Origin of the sequence: Arthrobacter sp. UKPF54-2 (assembly GCF_007858535.1) — a bacterium.
GTDB lineage: Bacteria > Actinomycetota > Actinomycetes > Actinomycetales > Micrococcaceae > Arthrobacter.
In genome coordinates this window covers 1,990,762-2,008,789 of record NZ_CP040174.1, presented here as the reverse complement: position 1 = coordinate 2,008,789, position 18,028 = coordinate 1,990,762, and the positions used below count along the sequence as shown (strand labels likewise).

Genomic DNA, 18,028 nt, shown 5'->3' with positions numbered 1-18,028 from the left:
GCACTCATCCACTGCCACAATAACAATTAGTCTCCAGTCTAACACGGACGGCCCCCCAGCCCTTAATCGGCGGGGATTTGGCCCCTGCTCCCCCCGGCCGGCGGCATGCACTCGGGCGGTTAAACGGGGATGGTCCCGCACCTTGCGGTGCGGGACCATCCTTGGGAAAGCTATCCGTTAGCGGAAGTCGCTGCCCAGGTCGTAGTCATCCAGCGGGATGGCGTGGAACTCAGGAGCTCCGTCGCCGCCCAGGGAATCGTAGGAGAAGTCGCTGAAAGCGCTCGGGCCGGTGAACAGGTTGGCCTTCGCTTCCTCAGTCGGTTCCACCGTGACCTCGGTGTAGCGCGGGAGACCCGTGCCGGCCGGGATGAGCTTACCGATGATGACGTTCTCCTTGAGACCCAGCAGCGGGTCGCTCTTGCCTTCCATGGCCGCCTGCGTCAGGACGCGGGTGGTCTCCTGGAAGGAAGCTGCCGACAGCCAGGACTCGGTCGCCAGGGACGCCTTGGTGATACCCATGAGCTCGGGACGGCCGGAGGCCGGCGTCTTGCCCTCGGACACAACGCGGCGGTTGGCGTCCTCGAAGCGGCTGCGCTCGGCGAGCTCGCCGGGCAGCAGATCCGATTCACCGGACTCGATGACCGTGACGCGGCGCAGCATCTGGCGGACGATAACCTCGACGTGCTTGTCGTGGATACCGATGCCCTGGCTGCGGTATACGCCCTGGACTTCGTCCACCAGGAACTTCTGCGCGGCACGGGGGCCCATGATGCGCAGCACCTGCTTGGGGTCGACCGGACCGTTGATGAGCTTCTGGCCGACGCTGACGTGCTCGCCGTCTTCGATGAGAAGACGTGAACGGCGCAGCACCGGGTAGGCGATCTCTTCGGATCCGTCATCCGGGGTGATGACCAGGCGCATCTGGCGCTCGGACTCTTCGATGGCGATGCGGCCGGCTGCTTCCGCAATCGGCGCCACACCCTTCGGAGTACGGGCCTCGAAGAGCTCCTGGATACGGGGCAGACCCTGGGTGATGTCGTCGCCACCGCCGGCGGAGACAGCACCGCCGGTGTGGAAGGTACGCATAGTCAGCTGGGTACCGGGCTCACCGATGGACTGTGCGGCGATGATGCCGACGGCCTCGCCGATGTCCACGGTCTTGCCGGTGGCCAGCGAACGGCCGTAGCACAGGGCGCAGGTGCCGACGCTGGACTCACAGGTGAGTACGGAGCGGACCTTGACCTCGGTGATGCCGGCTGCGAACAGTTCGGCAATGACGACGTCGCCGCAGTCAGTACCGGCCGCTGCCAGGACCTTGCCCTTGGCGTCAACGACGTCCACGGCCAGGGTGCGGGCGTAGGCGCTGTTCTCGACGTTCTCGTCCAGGACCAGCTCGCCGTTGGCGTCAGCCACAGCGATCGGGGTGACGAGGCCGCGTTCGGTGCCGCAGTCCTCTTCACGGACGATGACGTCCTGCGAGACGTCCACCAGACGACGGGTCAGGTAACCCGAGTTGGCGGTACGCAGCGCGGTATCGGCCAGACCCTTACGGGCACCGTGCGTGGCGATGAAGTATTCCAGCACCGACAGGCCCTCGCGGTAGGAGGACTTGATCGGACGCGGGATGATCTCGCCCTTCGGGTTGGCCACCAGGCCACGGATACCCGCGATCTGACGGACCTGCATCCAGTTACCACGGGCACCGGAGGACACCATGCGGTTGATGGTGTTCATCGGCGACAGGCTGTCACGCATCGCCTGGGCGATCTCGTTGGTTGCCTTGTTCCAGATCTCGATCAGTTCCTGCCGACGCTCGTCGTCGTCGATCAGGCCCTTGTCGTACTGGCCCTGGATCTTCGCGGCCATGGTCTCGTAGCCGGCCAGGAGCTCCGGCTTGGAGGCCGGGACCTCGATGTCGGAGATGGCGACGGTTACGCCCGAGCGGGTTGCCCAGTAGAAACCGGCATCCTTCAGGTTGTCCAGCGTTGCCGCGGTGACGACCTTCGGGTAGCGCTCGGCGAGGTCGTTGACGATCCGGGACAGCTCACCCTTGTCGGCAACAGCCTCCACCCACGGGTAATCCGCGGGCAGCGTCTGGTTGAAGATGACCTGGCCCAGGGAGGTCTCGACCAGCGTGGTCTGACCCGGCTCCCAGCCTTCGGGAGCTTCCCAGCCGGCGTAGGGGACGAAGTCCTCGAGCCGGATCTTGACCTTGGAGTTCAGGTGCAGCTCGTGCAGGTCGAACGCCATGATGGCTTCCGAGACGGAGGAGAAGATCCGGCCCTCGCCAGCTGAACCGACACGCTTGGTGGTCAGGTGGTAGAGGCCGATGATCATATCCTGCGAAGGCAGCGTCACCGGGCGGCCGTCGGACGGCTTCAGGATGTTGTTCGAGGACAGCATCAGGATCCGGGCCTCGGCCTGGGCTTCGGGGCTCAGCGGCAGGTGGACTGCCATCTGGTCGCCGTCGAAGTCGGCGTTGAAGGCGCCACAAACCAGCGGGTGGAGCTGGATTGCCTTGCCTTCGACCAGCTGCGGCTCGAACGCCTGGATGCCGAGACGGTGCAGGGTAGGTGCACGGTTCAGCAGCACCGGGTGCTCGGTGATGATCTCTTCGAGCACGTCCCAGACCTGCGGGCGGTAACGCTCGACCATACGCTTGGCCGACTTGATGTTCTGCGCGTGGTTGAGGTCAACCAGGCGCTTCATCACGAACGGCTTGAAGAGCTCCAGGGCCATCTGCTTCGGCAGACCGCACTGGTGCAGCTTCAGCTGCGGGCCGACGACGATGACCGAACGACCGGAGTAGTCAACGCGCTTACCCAGGAGGTTCTGGCGGAAACGACCCTGCTTGCCCTTGAGCATGTCGGAGAGGGACTTCAGCGGGCGGTTGCCCGGTCCGGTGACCGGACGGCCGCGGCGGCCGTTGTCGAAGAGGCTGTCAACAGCTTCCTGAAGCATGCGCTTCTCGTTGTTGACGATGATCTCCGGCGCACCGAGGTCAAGCAGGCGCTTGAGGCGGTTGTTGCGGTTGATCACGCGGCGGTACAGGTCGTTGAGGTCGGAGGTCGCGAAGCGGCCGCCGTCCAGCTGGACCATCGGGCGCAGTTCCGGCGGGATTACCGGGACGGCGTCCAGCACCATGCCGAGCGGGCTGTTGTTGGTGGTCAGGAACGCGTTGACCACCTTCAGGCGCTTCAGGGCGCGGGTCTTGCGCTGGCCCTTGCCGTTGGCGATGATGTCGCGCAGCAGGTCCGATTCGGCCTGCATGTCGAAGCCTTCAAGACGCTTCTTGATGGCCTCGGCACCCATGGAGCCTTCGAAGTACATGCCGTAGCGGTCACGCAGTTCGCGGTACAGGCCTTCGTCGCCTTCGAGGTCGGCGACCTTGAGGTTCTTGAAGCGGTCCCAGACCTGCTCAAGGCGCTCGATCTCGGCGTCCGCGCGCTTGCGCACGTTGGCCATCTGGCGGTCCGCGGAGTCGCGGGCCTTCTTCTTGTCGGCAGCCTTGGCACCTTCACCCTCGAGGCGCGCGATCTCGTTTTCGAGGTCGCGGGCGATCGTGGCGATGTCGGAGTCGCGGTTGTCGATCAGCTGCTTCTTCTCGATGTCGTGCTCAACCTGCAGGTTGGGCAGTTCCTCGTGGCGGGCATCGGCGTCGACGCTGGTGATCATGTAGGCGGCGAAGTAGATGACCTTTTCGAGGTCCTTCGGTGCCAGGTCAAGGAGGTAGCCCAGGCGGGACGGAACACCCTTGAAGTACCAGATGTGCGTGACCGGGGCGGCCAGCTCGATGTGGCCCATACGCTCGCGGCGGACCTTGGCGCGGGTGACCTCAACGCCACACCGCTCGCAGATGATGCCCTTGAAGCGCACGCGCTTGTACTTGCCGCAGTAGCATTCCCAGTCGCGGGACGGGCCGAAGATCTTCTCGCAGAAGAGGCCGTCCTTCTCGGGCTTGAGCGTGCGGTAGTTGATGGTTTCCGGCTTCTTAACCTCGCCGTAAGACCAGCCACGGATGTCTTCCGCGGTGGCGAGGCCGATCTGCATGAGGCCGAAGGAGGATTCGCTGGACATATGGTCCCTGTTCTCTCTTGTTCTCTAAATTCTGAAGTCTTGGGTTACGGGAAGAGGGAGGTGGCGTCCGACGGCGGGTGGTGACCCGCCGTCGGACCCCGACCTGCTAGACCTCTTCTACGGAACTGGGCTCTGCACGAGACAGATCGATGCCCAGTTCTTCCGCAGCCGTGAAGACTGCGTCATCAGAGTCACGCATTTCAATTGTGGTTCCGTCCGTGGAAAGAACTTCCACGTTCAGGCACAGCGACTGCATTTCCTTGATCAAGACCTTGAAGGACTCAGGAACGCCCGGCTCCGGGATGTTCTCGCCCTTGACGATGGCTTCGTAGACCTTCACACGACCGTGGATGTCATCCGACTTGATCGTGAGGAGTTCCTGGAGCGTGTAGGCCGCGCCATAGGCTTCGAGCGCCCACACTTCCATTTCACCGAAGCGCTGGCCACCGAACTGCGCCTTACCACCCAGCGGCTGCTGCGTGATCATGGAGTACGGGCCGGTGGAGCGCGCGTGGATCTTGTCGTCCACCAGGTGGTGGAGCTTCAGGATGTACATGTAGCCGACCGAGATCGGATCCGGGAACGGCTCGCCGGAGCGGCCGTCAAACAGGCGGGTCTTGCCCGAGGAGTTGATCAGGCGGTCCCCGTCGCGGGTGACGTTGGTGGAGTCGAGCAGGCCCGTGATTTCCTCTTCACGCGCACCGTCGAAGACCGGCGTGGCGACAGTGGTCTGGCCACTTTCGCGCGGCAGGTTCGGCAGCTGCTTGACCCACTCGGGCTCGCCCTCGATCTTCCAGCCGGTCTTGGCAACCCAGCCGAGGTGCGTTTCGAGCACCTGGCCGACGTTCATACGGCCCGGAACACCCAGCGGGTTCAGGACAATATCAACGGGGGTGCCGTCGGCAAGGAAGGGCATGTCCTCCACGGGAAGGATCTTGGAGATAACACCCTTGTTGCCGTGACGGCCGGCGAGCTTGTCGCCGTCGGTGATCTTGCGCTTGGCAGCCACGTAGACGCGGACCAGCTGGTTGACGCCCGGGGGCAGCTCGTCGTCGTTGTCGCGGTCGAAGACGCGGACACCGATCACGGTGCCGGACTCGCCGTGGGGCACCTTCAGGGAGGTGTCGCGCACTTCGCGGGACTTCTCGCCGAAGATGGCGCGCAGCAGGCGCTCTTCCGGGGTCAGCTCGGTCTCGCCCTTGGGGGTGACCTTGCCGACCAGGATGTCGCCGGCTTCAACCTCGGCACCGATGTGGATGATGCCGCGCTCGTCCAGGCCTGCCAGGACTTCCTCGGACACGTTCGGGATGTCACGGGTGATTTCCTCGGCACCAAGCTTGGTGTCGCGGGCATCGATCTCGTGCTCCTCGATGTGGATCGAGGACAGGACGTCCTCGGCCACGATCCGCTGGGACAGGATGATGGCATCCTCGAAGTTGTGGCCTTCCCAGGACATGAATGCCACGAGCAGGTTCTTACCGAGGGCGAGCTCGCCCTGGTCCGTTGCCGGGCCGTCGGCGATGATGCCGCCGACTTCCAGGCGCTGGCCTTCGTTCACCAGGACACGGTGGTTGTAGCAGTTGCCCTGGTTGGAGCGGGCGAACTTGTTGATCCGGTAGTTGGTTTCGGTGCCGTCGTCGTTGAGCATGATGACGAGCTCGGCGGAAACCTCGGTGACCACACCGGCCTTCTTCGCGATGACAACGTCACCGGCGTCGACGGCGGCGGCGCGCTCCATGCCGGTGCCGACGAACGGCGCCTCGGAGCGGACCAGCGGCACAGCCTGGCGCTGCATGTTGGCACCCATGAGTGCACGGTTGGCATCGTCATGCTCGAGGAACGGGATCAGGGCGGTCGCCACGGACACCATCTGGCGCGGGGAGACGTCCATGAACTCGACGTCGGCGGCGGGAACCAGCACGGGCTCGCCTCCACCACCGCGGGCACGGACCAGCACGGTCTCTTCGGCGAAACGCTTGTTCTCGTCGAGCGGGGCGTTGGCCTGTGCGATCAGGACCTCGGCCTCGTCGTCGGCGGTGAGGTACTGGACCTCATCGGAAACGATGCCCTCGGAAACGAGGCGGTACGGGGTCTCGATGAAACCGAACGGGTTGATCCGGCCGTACGATGCCAGCGAACCGATCAGGCCGATGTTCGGGCCTTCAGGGGTTTCGATCGGGCACATACGTCCGTAGTGGGACGGGTGGACGTCTCGGACTTCCATGCCGGCACGGTCACGGGACAGACCGCCCGGGCCCAGCGCGGACAGGCGGCGCTTGTGGGTCAGGCCCGACAGCGGGTTGTTCTGGTCCATGAACTGCGAGAGCTGGGACGTTCCGAAGAACTCCTTGATCGCTGCCACGACGGGGCGGATGTTGATCAGGGTCTGCGGCGTGATCGCCTCGACGTCCTGGGTGGTCATACGCTCGCGGACAACGCGCTCCATGCGGGACAGGCCGGTGCGGACCTGGTTCTCGATGAGCTCGCCGACGGCGCGGATACGGCGGTTGCCGAAGTGGTCGATGTCGTCGATCTCGACGCGCAGCTCGTGGTCCTGGCCGTCGCGCTTGCCCATGAGGGTCTTCTCACCGGCGTGCAGGGCTACCAGGAACTTGATCATGGCAACGATGTCTTCAACGTGCAGGACCGAAGCTTCCTTGTCGCCAAGGGAGCGGTCGATGCCAAGCTTGCGGTTGATCTTGTACCGGCCGACCTTGGCCAGATCGTAGCGCTTGGAGTTGAAGTACAGGTTGTCCAGCAGGGACTGGGCAGCCTCAACGGTGGGCGGCTCGCCCGGTCGCAGCTTCCGGTAGATGTCCAGCAAGGCGTCTTCGCGGGTTTCGGTGGCGTCCTTCTCCAGCGTCGCGCGCATGGAGTCGTACTGGCCGAATTCCTCGAGGATCTGGCCTTCGGTCCAGCCGAGGGCCTTCAGCAGCACGGTGACGGACTGCTTGCGCTTGCGGTCGAGGCGAACGCCGACCTGGTCGCGCTTGTCGATTTCGAGTTCGAACCAGGCGCCGCGGGACGGGATGATCTTCGCGGTGAAGATGTCCTTGTCGCTGGTCTTGTCCGCGGTGCGCTCGAAGTAGGCGCCCGGGGACCGGACCAGCTGGGACACGACGACACGCTCGGTGCCGTTAACGACGAAGGTGCCCTTCTCGGTCATCAGCGGGAAGTCACCCATGAACACGGTCTGCTGCTTGATTTCGCCCGTGTTGTTGTTCATGAACTCGGCCTTGACGTACAGCGGAGCGGAGTACGTAGCGTCCCGGTCCTTGCACTCGGCCATGGTGTATTTCGGGTCAGCGAACTCCGGCTCGGAGAAGCTCAGGGACATGGTGCCCTGGAAGTCCTCGATCGGGGAGATCTCTTCGAAGATGTCAGACAGGCCCGACGTGGTGGCGACACTGAGGTCGCCTTCCTCGACGGCCTTCGCGACGCGCGCCTGCCAGCGTTCGTTTCCGACCAGCCAGTCGAAGCTGTCCGTTTGCAGGGCAAGCAGATTCGGAACGTCAAGCGGTTCGTGAATCTTTGCGAAGGAGAGCCGGCGGGTTGCACCGTCGGTGCTGTCGGCATTGATAGCGGTAGCGTTGTTTACATTAGAGGTGCTCGAGGCGACCAAGAGGGATCCTTCCACAGACCTTCAGGCGTTTTCAGATCTCCCCCGTTATGCACCCTGCGAAGTGACTCCGCAGTGCTACCAGTCCGGTTCCGCTATATGACCCGGGACCCGCACTGACCATGCTGGTGCACGTTGTAGACGGCACATTGATGGAGCAGCGCTCAGGCTAAGCCCACCGCTATATGAAGGCTGAAGGTAAACAGGGAAGACGCAAATATCTACGATACGGCAAAGCAACCTACTTGTCTACCCCACTTGCGGCGTGATTGCAAGCACGCACGGCGCCGCCCCTGCGGTCCTGCTGAATGGCTCCGTGATGGGCCTCACGATAACCTTGGAGTACATCGTTAGAGATCGGAAGAGATAACCATGACCAACTTCGCGGACAACAATGATGTTGTCATCCTCGCCGCCGCCCGTACCCCGCAGGGCCGGCTCAACGGGCAGCTGGCCAGCTTCACCGCCGTCGAACTCGGCGCCCATGCGATCCGGGCGGCGCTGGCCGCCAGCGGAGTGAAGCCGGACCAGGTCGACTCGGTCATCATGGGCCAGGTGCTGCAGGCCGGGGCCGGCCAGAACCCGGCCCGCCAGAGCGCCATCGGCGCCGGCATCGGCTGGAACGTCCCGACGGTCACGATCAACAAGGTCTGCCTCTCCGGCCTGACCGCCGTGATCGACGCGGCCCGGATGATCCGCAGCGGCGACGCTACCGTCGTCGTCGCCGGCGGCCAGGAATCCATGAGCCGGGCCCCGCACCTGCTCCCCGGCTCCCGCCAAGGCTGGACGTACGGCTCGGTCCAGGCGCTCGACGCCGCCGCCCACGACGGACTCACCGACGCCTTCGACGGACAGTCCATGGGCCTGTCCACCGAGAGCAAGAACGTCACCCTCGGCATTGACCGGACCTCCCAGGACGAGGTCGCGGCGGCCTCGCACCAGCGCGCCGCCCGCGCCGCGAAGGACGGGGTGTTCGACGGCGAAATCGCGCCGATCAGCGTTAAGCAGCGCAAGGGCGAGCCGGTCCAGGTCGGCACCGACGAGGGCGTCCGCCCGGACACCTCCGTCGCCTCCCTCGCCGGGCTGCGCGCGGCGTTCGCCACGGACGGCACCATCACGGCCGGCAACTCCTCCCCGCTCTCCGACGGCGCCGCCGCCCTGGTCCTAACCTCCCGGAAGTTTGCCGAGGAGCACGGCCTGGAGTACCTGGCCGTGGTGGGCAAGCCCGGACAGGTGGCCGGACCGGACAACTCGCTGCACTCCCAGCCCTCCAATGCGATCAAGAACGCACTGGAGAAGGCCGGCTGGTCCGCCGCGGACCTGGACTTCATTGAGATCAATGAGGCCTTCGGCTCCGTGGCCGTGCAGTCCCTCAAGGACCTGGACTACCCGCTGGAGCAGTGCAACATTCACGGCGGCGCGATCGCACTGGGCCACCCGATCGGCGCGTCCGGGGCGCGGCTGGCCCTGCATGCGGCCCACGAGCTGAAGCGGCGCGGCGCCGGCAAGGCCGCCGTGTCGCTCTGCGGCGGCGGCGGCCAGGGCGAGGCCCTGCTGCTGTACCGCGACTGATGACCGAGCCGACGGACGGGGCAGCGGAGTGGCCGGCGGCCGGTCTCTCTTCCGGCCAGGAGCGTGGCGGCGGAGCCGGCAGGAAGCGGTTCCTGGCGGACGCCGCCGCGCGCAGCCTCGAGGTGGAACTGGTGGAGCGGCTCGCCGCGCACAGCCTGGAGGAGGCCGCCGCGATCCTCGGCATCAGGCCCGGGGACATCGTGAAATCCCTGGTGGTCAAGCACAAGGACGGCAGCTTCCTGTTCGCCCTGGTCCCGGGCGACCGGCAGATCAGCTGGCCTAAACTCCGCCAGCTGGTCGGCGTCAACAAGCTTTCCCTGCCCGCCGCCGACATCGCCCTCGCCGCAACCGGCTACGAGCGCGGCACCATCACGCCGCTGGGCAGCACCACCGCGTGGCCGGTGTACGCCGACAGCACCATCACCGGTCGGCGGATCTCGATGGGCGCCGGGGAACACGGCTACAGCGCCTTCGTCGACGCCGACGCGCTCACCGCAGCCCTCGGCGCCGTCGTCGCGGACATCTCCGACCCGCTGCAGTGACAACGTAGCCCGGCCGGGTTAACCCCCGGCCGGACGCAACGACTGCTCCGTAAGTGCCGTTTTCGGTGCTGAAAACGGCCGTTACGGAGCAGTCGACGGTGTTGCGGAGGCGTCAGGCGGTGACCGTCAGGGGTTCACCGTTGACCGTGAGCCGCCAGTTGCTCTGGCTGAACACGGCGGCGTCGAGGGTGCCGCGGGCCATGACGTAGTCGATGATCCGCTGGCGGATCTCCTGCTGGCTGTTCGAGAGCACCGGAGCCGTCTTCACGCCCGGGAAGTTGCCTCCGCCGCTCTGGCGGTAGTTGTTGATCGCCATCGCGAACTCCTTGTCCGCCGGCACGGGCGAGCCGCCGTACGTCAGGTTCATGATCCGGTCCCCCACCGGCCGGGCCAGGTCGATCTCATAGTTCAGCGGCGCGTCCAGGCCGTAGACGACGTCGTAGTTGTAGTCCGGCGTGCCGTTCGGCGCGATGGTGGTGGCGGCGTTCGTGACGTCCTGCGCGCGGGCCGTCGTGGTGGCCACCGGCTTGAAGTACTGCGCCGACCACTCGAGGTAGGCCTTGACCTGGGCCCCGGTGACCTTGATGGACAGCAGCGTGTTGTCGAAGATGTACAGCCCGGCGACGTCGCGGATGGTCAGCGGGCCGGCCTTGACGTCCACGGAGCGCGAGAACGCCGCCGCGATGGAGAGCACCGGGAGCCCGGCGGCGGGACCGTTGGCCAGTTCCGCCTTGATGGTGCTGGCCTGGACATAGTTGATCGCATCGATCGCGGCCGAGTCGCCCCAGCAGGCGGTCGCCGTGGTCAGCGGCGCGGTGGAGGTGCCGATCACCTGGTTCACGTACTTCACCGTGGCCTCGTGGCCGGCCTGCACGGCGCTGACGACGGCGGGGTCCGGATCGGCGGTGTTGGCGTTCAGCAGGTGGGAGTGCGCCGAGGTGACGGTCCACTGTCCCTTGTCCTTGGTTAGTTGCAGGTCGATGACGGCGACGCGCATGCCCCACTTCAGCGGCTCGGTCAGCAGCACCGCCTTCCCCGTAGTCTTGTTGGTGACAAAACGCTCCGGGATCTCCAGGTGCGCGTGACCGACCAGGATCGCGTCGATCCCCGGAACCTCCTCGGCGAGCTGCGTCGAGGCGTTTTCTGCGAACGGCAGGGCGTCGCCGTAGGAGGAGCCCGGCGTCGCGCCCGAGTGGCTGGAGACGATGATGACGTCCGCTCCGGCGGCCTTCATCTCCGGGATGACAGTCTTGGCCTCCTCCACGATGCCGTTGAAGTCGAGTTTGCCCTGGACGTTGTCGCGGTCCCAGAGGGCGCAGCCGGGCGTGACAAAGCCGACGAGGCCGACGGTCAGCCAGCCGTTTCCGGTCCTGACCCGCTTGAGGATGTACGGGGTGAAGGCGCGCTGGCCGGTCACGGCGTCGTGCACGTTGGCGCCGAGCAGCGGGAAGTCCAGCTGCTTCTCCCAGGTCCGCAGCATCGGGATGCCGTAGTTGAATTCGTGGTTGCCCAGTGCGACGGCGTCGTAGCCGACGGCGTTCATGGCCAGCGCCATGGGGTGCTTGACGGTGTCGGAGATGGGGTTGACCTTGGCGAAGTAGTAGGCCAGCGGCGTGCCCTGGATGGTGTCGCCGGAATCGATGGTGAGCGTGTTGGCGGCGCCGCGCTCGTCCCGGACGGCCTTGATCAGGCTGGACGCCTGCGCGATGCCGATTCTGTTACCGTCTTTGTCCGCGTAGGGCACATTCTTGAAGTAGTCCCAGTTGAAGACGTTGTTGTGCAGGTCGGTGGTACCCAGCACGGTCAGGTTGAACTGCTTCTTGGCGTTGCCGGGCGCGGCCTGTGCGGCGGGGGCGCCGGAGAGCGCCGCGGCGGCGGCGCTGCCGCCGACAAAGGCCGCGGCGAGCATGGCGCGGCGGGAGAACGACGGGTTCGGATCTGTCATTGTGTGAGCTCCTCAGGGTTGGGCGCCGGTCGGCACAATGCCAAAGTCTAGGTGCCCCGTCCCGTCCTGAAAAGGAGAGCCTGCAATCATTTACCGAAGGTTCACGTGCCTGCGGCGGCCCCGGAACGCAGGAAACCCCGCCCACCGGAGTGGACGGGGTTTCGAGGAGCTGGAAGGCCGGGAGCCTCCCGGATCTGCGAGTGTTACTTGAGGGTAACGGTGGCGCCGGCAGCCTCGAGCTGCTCCTTGGCCTTCTCGGCAGCTTCCTTGGTGGCGCCTTCGAGGACGGCCTTCGGTGCGCTGTCAACCAGGTCCTTGGCTTCCTTGAGGCCGAGGGAGGTGATGGCGCGAACTTCCTTGATCACTGCGATCTTCTTGTCGCCAGCGGCTTCGAGGACGACGTCGAAGTCGGTCTTCTCTTCGGCCTCTTCAGCAGCTCCGCCACCGGCGGGGCCGGCAACGGCAACAGCGGCTGCGGTAACTTCGAAGGTCTCTTCGAAGAGCTTGACGAACTCGGAGAGCTCGATGATGGTCAGTTCCTTGAAAGCTTCAATGAGCTCTTCGTTGCTGAGCTTCGCCATGGTGTGGCGTCCTTCCTATAGGTGGTGCTTGGCGGCCGGAGCCGTTGCCCTTGCACCGGAGTCTGGGTTGAAAGAGAGAGTTAGTTCTCTTCGGTGGCTGCGGCTTCGGCCGGAGCTTCGGTCTCTGCTGCTTCTGCGGCCGGGGCTTCTTCAGCGGCGGGCGCTTCGGCAGCTGCCGGTGCACCGTTCTCTTCTTCAAGCTTGAGGCGCAGGGCGTCGATGATGCGTGCAGCAGCGGCAGCAGGAGCCTTGAGGATGCCTGCAACCTTGGCGAGCTGCAGCTCGCGGGACTCGAGTGCTGCCAGGGCAGCAACTTCGCTGGCGTTCAGTGCCTTGCCCTCGAAGTAACCGGTCTTGATGACCAGCTGCTTGTTGGCCTTGGCAAAATCCGTCAGGCTCTTGGCAGCTGCAACTGCGTCACCCTTGATGAACGCGATTGCAGTGGGGCCGGCAAGCTGGCCGTCGAATGCTTCGACACCGGCTTCCTTGGCTGCAATAGCGGTCAGGGTGTTCTTGACGACCGCGAACTTGGTGTCCTGGCCGAGAGAAACACGCAGCTGCTTGAGCTGTGCAACGGTGAGCCCACGGTATTCGGTCAGGACAGCGGCGTTCGATTCCTTGAAATCGTTAGTGATCTCAGCTACTGCTGAAACCTTGGTAGGCGTTGCCATAACCCTCCTTCCGGGGATAGTGCCGGTGTGTCCGGGTCCCCGCTCGGATGAGCTAAAACTAAAAACGCCCCGCGCAGATGCACGGGGCTTGTCTCAACGCGGACGTGCCGCGGAGCTTTGCTTCGTTCACCTGCGCCGGCCGCCCTATGTTCAGGGTCCTTCGTCCGGAGATCCACTTGCCCTCCCGGCGCGGCTGCAGAAGTGAGCTTTGCTTGGGAGAGTGGATTTCCAACAACCGACGGTCTTTGGTCCTCCCAGCTTACGGGAAGAGGCCCGCGCGCTCCAAATCGGCTCAGCTGATGCTGGGTCCGAAGTCGGGCAGCTCCTTTTGCCAGATGCCCGTCACGCCGGCGGTGGTGAAGCCGAGCTGCTTGTTTACGGTCAGCAGGTAGCGGTTTTCCGGGGCGTTCCAGGTGTAGAGCACCCGGGCGTCCGGGAACTGTTCGGTGAGCCGTTCCATGTTGGCCACCTTGATCAGCAGCCCCAGCTTGTTGCCGCGGTGCTCGCGCAGGACAACGGTGTCGTCCTGGAAGACGACGTCGGGGCGCAGCGCCAGGACACTGATGGTGGTCAGCCCCACCAGGGCCCCGCTGGCGATGTGTTCGACGGCGGTGACCACCGTCCGGCGGCCCTGCGCGATGGCGACGTCTTCCGCCTCGCGGAGGATCCCGCCGTCGAACACCAGGGCGGCGTCGTCGGCGCCGGGGATGCCGTCCTCGCCGGCCCGGTTCTCCAGCGCCGCCACGGCCTCCAGCCATTGCTCCGGGCAGCGGTCCGTCCAGTGGTGCAGCCGGTAGCGCCCGGCGTTGGCTTCCTCCGCCTCGGCCTGCAGGTCGGCAACGAGCTTGCTGTCCAGCGGCAGGGCGCAGGAGCTGAACTGCTCGATGTGCTGGAGGGTGTAGCCGGTGTGCTGGGCGAACTCCACCTCCCGGCTGTTGAGCGGAACGAACCCGAGGCCGGAGCCGGGGATCAGCTGCCCCGCTTTGCTGTCCCCCAGCGTGGCTCCGGGATGGTTCGTGTCGATCAGGATGGTATGGCGGCCCTCGTCCCGGGCGAAGCGTTCCGCCGCCTCCAGCAACCGCCGGCCGACGCCGCGCCCCTGGAACTCGGGCAGGATGTCCAGGGTGAATTCGGCGAGGTCCAGGTTGTCCGAGAGAGGCAGCGCGATGTCAACGGTCCCGACGATCACGCCGTCGACCCGGGCCACCAGGATCACCTGCCGCTCGTACGGGTCCGACATTTCCAGCAGCTTCTCGAGCGGGGCGTAGGCGAGGTCGTCGCTCCCCCACGTCTGCATCCGGACCTTGCGCCCCACTTCGACGGCGGCAAGGAAGTCTGCCGCATCCGGTCCGTCCAGCGAATCCGGAATCCAGAGCTGCTCGACCTGTACCTCGTTTGCCATAGCGGGCATCTTCCCAGCCATTCTGCCGCCCAATGCCCCGCTTGCGCCGGGCTTTCAAGCGTCAGCATATGCCCGTTCGGGCCCGCATTCCATGGCCCGGCACGGCTAGTTTTCCGCCCACCCCGGCCGCCCGGCGGAGCCTAGTCCGCAGCGGCGGCAGCTCCCGGCTCAACCGTCTTCTGCCACTCCCCGTCCCAGCCGGCCGGCCGGAATCCGAGGGCGACGTTGATGGCCAGCATGTGGTCGTTTTCGGCAGCGTTGAACGTGGTGACACGCCGGACGTCCGGGTAGTCGGCAAGGCGCCGCAGGTTGGCGATCTTGACGAGCATCCCCAGGCGGTGGCCGCGGTGGGCCGCGGCCACGAGGGTGTCGTCCTGCTCGGCCAGCCAGGGCTTGCCGGGCGCCAGTTCAAGCACTGAGTAGGCCGCCAGCTCGCCACTGCCCAGGTGGCGTGCCGCCGTCACGAGCGACGTGTTGCCGGCCCGCTTCCACGTTTCCTCGACATGGCGGACGCGGGCAGTGTCCCAGACTTCCTCGTCGTAGCTGAGGCCGCCCGTCGGCGCATCCGTGCTCATCCGCGACATCAGGACCGCGAGTTGCGCCACGAGATCGTCCGGGCAATGGTCTGTCCAGCCCAGCAGCTCATACCCGGCGGCTTTGGTCCGGGCCTCCCGTTCCAGGGGTTCCAGTCCGGGAAGGGCTGCGGCGACATCCAGGCTGCTGTACCGCTCGACCTGTTCCAGCCGGTAGCCCGCCGCCGTGGCGAAGCGGACACCGCGGGCAGCGGCCGGCAGCGCACCGGTGCCGGTCAACGGTACGAGCACGTCCGGACCCTCGGCGTCGAAGTCTGCCGGATGTTCCGTGTAACTCTTCAGGACCGTGCGGCCGTCGGCGGCGGCCAGGGCTTCGGTGTGGGCGAGCAGCGCGCGGCCGATCCCACGGCCGGAGTAGGGCTGCAGTACGGCAACCTGCAGCAGGGCGCTGCCCAGGTTTTCCTGCTGCTCGAAGCGGACCCAGGCCTTCGCCACCATTCTGCCCTCCAGCCGCACGAAGAAGATCCGTGTCCGTGAATAGGCGTTGTCCCGCCAGAAACGCAGCCGCGCCTGGTCCGCCGTCGCGCGGTCCATACTGCCCCATATTTCCCGGGTGATGGCGTCGCAGAGCCGGCCGAATTCGTGGAACTCGGCGGCGTCGGGCGCGTCAAGGGACTCGGGCAGGGAAAGTGGTTCGATGTGGTACGTTGCGGCAGTCACCGGCACAGCCTAGCCTCCGCCCGGAACGCAGAAAAGACCGCCCCGCGGACGCGGGACGGTCTTTTCACTGCCTGGTGAGGCTAGCCGGAGGCTTAGGCCTCGGTCAGGACCTTGGTGACGGCGGGGTCAACCGAGATACCCGGGCCGAACGTCGTGGCGACGGTGGCCTTCTGGATGTAGCGGCCCTTGGAAGCGGACGGCTTGAGGCGGAGAACCTCTTCCAGGGCCGCGGCGTAGTTCTCGGCCAGCTTGACGGCGTCGAAGGAAACCTTGCCGATGATGAAGTGCAGGTTCGAGTGCTTGTCGACGCGGAAGTCGATCTTGCCGCCCTTGATGTCGTTGACAGCCTTCGCAACGTCAGCGGTCACGGTGCCGGTCTTCGGGTTCGGCATCAGGTTGCGCGGGCCGAGGACCTTACCGAGGCGGCCAACCTTGCCCATGAGGTCAGGGGTGGCGACGGCGGCGTCGAAGTCGGTCCAGCCGCCGGCGATCTTTTCGATCAGGTCGTCGGAACCAACGAAGTCGGCGCCGGCCGCGATGGCGGCTTCAGCCTTGTCGCCGGTGGCGAAGACCAGGACGCGGGCGACCTTACCGGTGCCGTGCGGCAGGTTGACGGTGCCGCGGACCATCTGGTCGGCCTTGCGGGGGTCGACGCCGAGGCGGAACGCGACCTCAACGGTGGCGTCGAACTTGGACGGGTTGGTGTCCTTGGCGAGCGTCACTGCCTCGAACGGCGCGTAGAACTTCTCCGCGTCGATCTTGGCGGCGGCTGCCTCATATGCTTTGCTGCGCTTTGCCATGCTGCTTATTCTCCTTGTGCAGTTGTGGTCTGCGGACCGCGCTGGGCCCTGCCACAGTCGGGATTCCGGTGGTGTATCCGGTTCCCGCTCTTCTATGTTTAGGTGGTGCCGGTCGCCCGGCGGTGCTGACGGCGTCGTGATCGGTTCCCCGAACCCGGCGCATCGGCGGTGGGGACTTAACCCTCGACGGTGATACCCATGGAGCGGGCGGTGCCGGCGATGATCTTCGCGGCGCCTTCGAGGCTGGTGGCGTTGAGGTCTTCCATCTTGGTGGTGGCGATCTCGTTGACCTGGGCCTGGGTCAGCTTGGCAACCTTGACGGTGTGCGGGGTAGCCGAACCCTTGGCGACGCCTGCAGCCTTCTTGATGAGCTCTGCAGCCGGCGGGGTCTTGGTGATGAACGTGAACGAGCGGTCCTCGTAGACCGTGATTTCAACCGGAATAACGTTGCCGCGCTGGGCTTCCGTCGCAGCGTTGTACGCCTTGCAGAATTCCATGATGTTGACACCGTGCTGGCCAAGCGCAGGACCGATCGGCGGGGCCGGGTTGGCGGCACCTGCCTGGATCTGTAGCTTGATGAGGCCGGTGACCTTCTTCTTGGGAGCCAATGTAGGGTCCTTCTCTCAATTACGTCCTGGGGCACAGGAGCGTGCCTCAGGTTGGTGGCCGCCATGGCGAGGCGGCCGGCCGCTCCGAGGCTGCTAAGCGGGCAGCCCGGGGCGAATTCTGTTGGTATTGCTAGATCTTGCTGACCTGGTTGAACGCCAGGGTGACCGGGGTCTCGCGCTCGAAGATGGAGACCAGCACCACCAGGGTCTGCGAATCGACCTTGATCTCGGAGATCGTGGCGGGCAGGGTCTCAAAGGGGCCCTCCTTGACGATGACCGACTCGCCGACCTCGAAGTCGACGTCGACCGCGGCGGCAGCGTGCTTGACCGGCTTGCCCTTCTCGGCCTGCTCTTCTTCGAAGACCGGGGCGAGCATGGAGAAGACCTCGTCGAGGCGCAGCGGCACGGGGTTGTGGGCGTTGCCGACGAAGCCGGTGACGCCGGGGGTGTGGCGGACGGCGCCCCAGGAGGCGTCCGTCAGGTCCATGCGGACCAGGACGTAGCCGGGGATGCGGACGCGGTTGATGACCTTGCGCTGAGCGTTCTTGATCTCAACGACTTCCTCCATCGGGACCTGGATTTCGAAGATGTAATCTTCCATGTCCAGGGTCTGGATGCGGGTCTCAAGGTTGGCCTTGACGCGGTTTTCGTAGCCGGCGTAGGAGTGGATGACGTACCAGTCACCTTCCTGGCGGCGTAGCTTGGCCTTGAACTCCTCGGCGGGGTCGACGTCGGCAGCCGCGGCGGCCACCGCAAGGGCGTCGCCTTCCTCGCCGGATTCGGTGTCCTCGGCAGCTACGGCCTCGTCGGCAGATTCGTCAGCGGCGTCGGATGCGGGCGCAGCGGACTCAGCCTCGGACTCTTCCGTGGTTTCCACCGCGGCGTCCTGGCTCTTATCCAGCTCAGTCTCGTTTACCTCGAGCTCCTGCTCAGACACTTGGTCTCCTGCTTCCTCATT

General features: G+C 65.5%; 12 protein-coding genes. 2 read left to right on the top strand and 10 right to left on the bottom strand.

Translation table 11 applies throughout. The annotated features are described in order from the left end of the window. Window positions 1-177: 177 nt before the first annotated feature. Together E7Y32_RS09190 and rpoB are read right to left on the bottom strand one after the other, a co-directional pair. The gene (locus E7Y32_RS09190; RefSeq protein ID WP_146336863.1) at window positions 178-4,077 is read right to left on the bottom strand and encodes a DNA-directed RNA polymerase subunit beta'; all 3,900 of its coding nucleotides are present in this window, start codon (window positions 4,075-4,077) and stop codon (window positions 178-180) included. A 106-nt stretch (window positions 4,078-4,183) separates the two neighbouring features. Continuing rightward, a complete protein-coding gene (rpoB, locus tag E7Y32_RS09185; protein WP_146336862.1) occupies window positions 4,184-7,699 on the bottom strand; it encodes a DNA-directed RNA polymerase subunit beta in 3,516 nt (1,171 codons plus the stop codon). Window positions 7,700-8,068: 369 nt separating this feature from the next. On the opposite strand from rpoB, the gene E7Y32_RS09180 reads away from it, so the two are divergent. Together E7Y32_RS09180 and E7Y32_RS09175 are read left to right on the top strand one after the other, a co-directional pair. Further along, window positions 8,069-9,268 carry an acetyl-CoA C-acetyltransferase gene (locus E7Y32_RS09180; RefSeq protein ID WP_146336861.1) on the top strand — a complete coding sequence of 400 codons (1,200 nt, stop codon included), beginning with the start codon at window positions 8,069-8,071 and terminating at the stop codon, window positions 9,266-9,268. Next, window positions 9,268-9,810 carry an aminoacyl-tRNA deacylase gene (locus E7Y32_RS09175; RefSeq protein WP_146336860.1) on the top strand — a complete coding sequence of 181 codons (543 nt, stop codon included), beginning with the start codon at window positions 9,268-9,270 and terminating at the stop codon, window positions 9,808-9,810. Before E7Y32_RS09180 ends, E7Y32_RS09175 begins: the two co-directional genes overlap by 1 nt. A 112-nt stretch (window positions 9,811-9,922) precedes the next feature. Here the strand turns inward: E7Y32_RS09175 and E7Y32_RS09170 are convergent, their stop codons facing one another. The 8 genes from E7Y32_RS09170 to nusG form a co-directional block, all read right to left on the bottom strand. Further along, window positions 9,923-11,755: a bifunctional UDP-sugar hydrolase/5'-nucleotidase gene (locus tag E7Y32_RS09170; RefSeq protein WP_146336859.1), complete on the bottom strand. Its 1,833-nt coding sequence runs from the start codon at window positions 11,753-11,755 to the stop codon at window positions 9,923-9,925. Between the two features lie 203 nt (window positions 11,756-11,958). Further along, a complete protein-coding gene (gene rplL, locus E7Y32_RS09165; RefSeq protein ID WP_066436823.1) occupies window positions 11,959-12,336 on the bottom strand; it encodes a 50S ribosomal protein L7/L12 in 378 nt (125 codons plus the stop codon). An 80-nt stretch (window positions 12,337-12,416) separates the two neighbouring features. Next, window positions 12,417-13,007, bottom strand: a complete 591-nt coding sequence (gene rplJ / locus E7Y32_RS09160; protein ID WP_138768559.1) for a 50S ribosomal protein L10 — start codon at window positions 13,005-13,007, stop codon at window positions 12,417-12,419. A 292-nt stretch (window positions 13,008-13,299) separates the two neighbouring features. After that, window positions 13,300-14,409 (bottom strand): GNAT family N-acetyltransferase, encoded by a 1,110-nt coding sequence (locus tag E7Y32_RS09155; RefSeq protein ID WP_146336858.1) that lies wholly within the window; start codon window positions 14,407-14,409, stop codon window positions 13,300-13,302. Window positions 14,410-14,549: 140 nt separating this feature from the next. After that, entirely contained in the window at window positions 14,550-15,662 is a 1,113-nt protein-coding gene (locus E7Y32_RS09150) for a GNAT family N-acetyltransferase (RefSeq protein ID WP_146336857.1), read from the bottom strand. 92 nt (window positions 15,663-15,754) lie between these two features. Then, on the bottom strand, window positions 15,755-16,462 hold the full coding sequence (rplA, locus tag E7Y32_RS09145; protein ID WP_146336856.1) for a 50S ribosomal protein L1: 708 nt from the start codon (window positions 16,460-16,462) through the stop codon (window positions 15,755-15,757). Window positions 16,463-16,638: 176 nt separating this feature from the next. Next, on the bottom strand, window positions 16,639-17,070 hold the full coding sequence (rplK, locus tag E7Y32_RS09140) for a 50S ribosomal protein L11 (protein WP_018773647.1): 432 nt from the start codon (window positions 17,068-17,070) through the stop codon (window positions 16,639-16,641). A 130-nt stretch (window positions 17,071-17,200) separates the two neighbouring features. Continuing rightward, window positions 17,201-18,007, bottom strand: a complete 807-nt coding sequence (nusG, locus tag E7Y32_RS09135; protein WP_146336855.1) for a transcription termination/antitermination protein NusG — start codon at window positions 18,005-18,007, stop codon at window positions 17,201-17,203. Window positions 18,008-18,028 lie beyond the last annotated feature (21 nt).

Bases quoted from the DNA above. Each gene is read 5' to 3' on its own strand.
- E7Y32_RS09190 (WP_146336863.1), bottom strand. From the start codon at position 4,077: ATGTCCAGCGAATCCTCCTTCGGCCTCATGCAGATCGGCCTCGCCACC.
- E7Y32_RS09180 (WP_146336861.1), top strand. From the start codon at position 8,069: ATGACCAACTTCGCGGACAACAATGATGTTGTCATCCTCGCCGCCGCC.
- E7Y32_RS09175 (WP_146336860.1), top strand. From the start codon at position 9,268: ATGACCGAGCCGACGGACGGGGCAGCGGAGTGGCCGGCGGCCGGTCTC.
- E7Y32_RS09170 (WP_146336859.1), bottom strand. From the start codon at position 11,755: ATGACAGATCCGAACCCGTCGTTCTCCCGCCGCGCCATGCTCGCCGCG.
- rplL (WP_066436823.1), bottom strand. From the start codon at position 12,336: ATGGCGAAGCTCAGCAACGAAGAGCTCATTGAAGCTTTCAAGGAACTG.
- rplJ (WP_138768559.1), bottom strand. From the start codon at position 13,007: ATGGCAACGCCTACCAAGGTTTCAGCAGTAGCTGAGATCACTAACGAT.
- E7Y32_RS09155 (WP_146336858.1), bottom strand. From the start codon at position 14,409: ATGGCAAACGAGGTACAGGTCGAGCAGCTCTGGATTCCGGATTCGCTG.
- rplA (WP_146336856.1), bottom strand. From the start codon at position 16,462: ATGGCAAAGCGCAGCAAAGCATATGAGGCAGCCGCCGCCAAGATCGAC.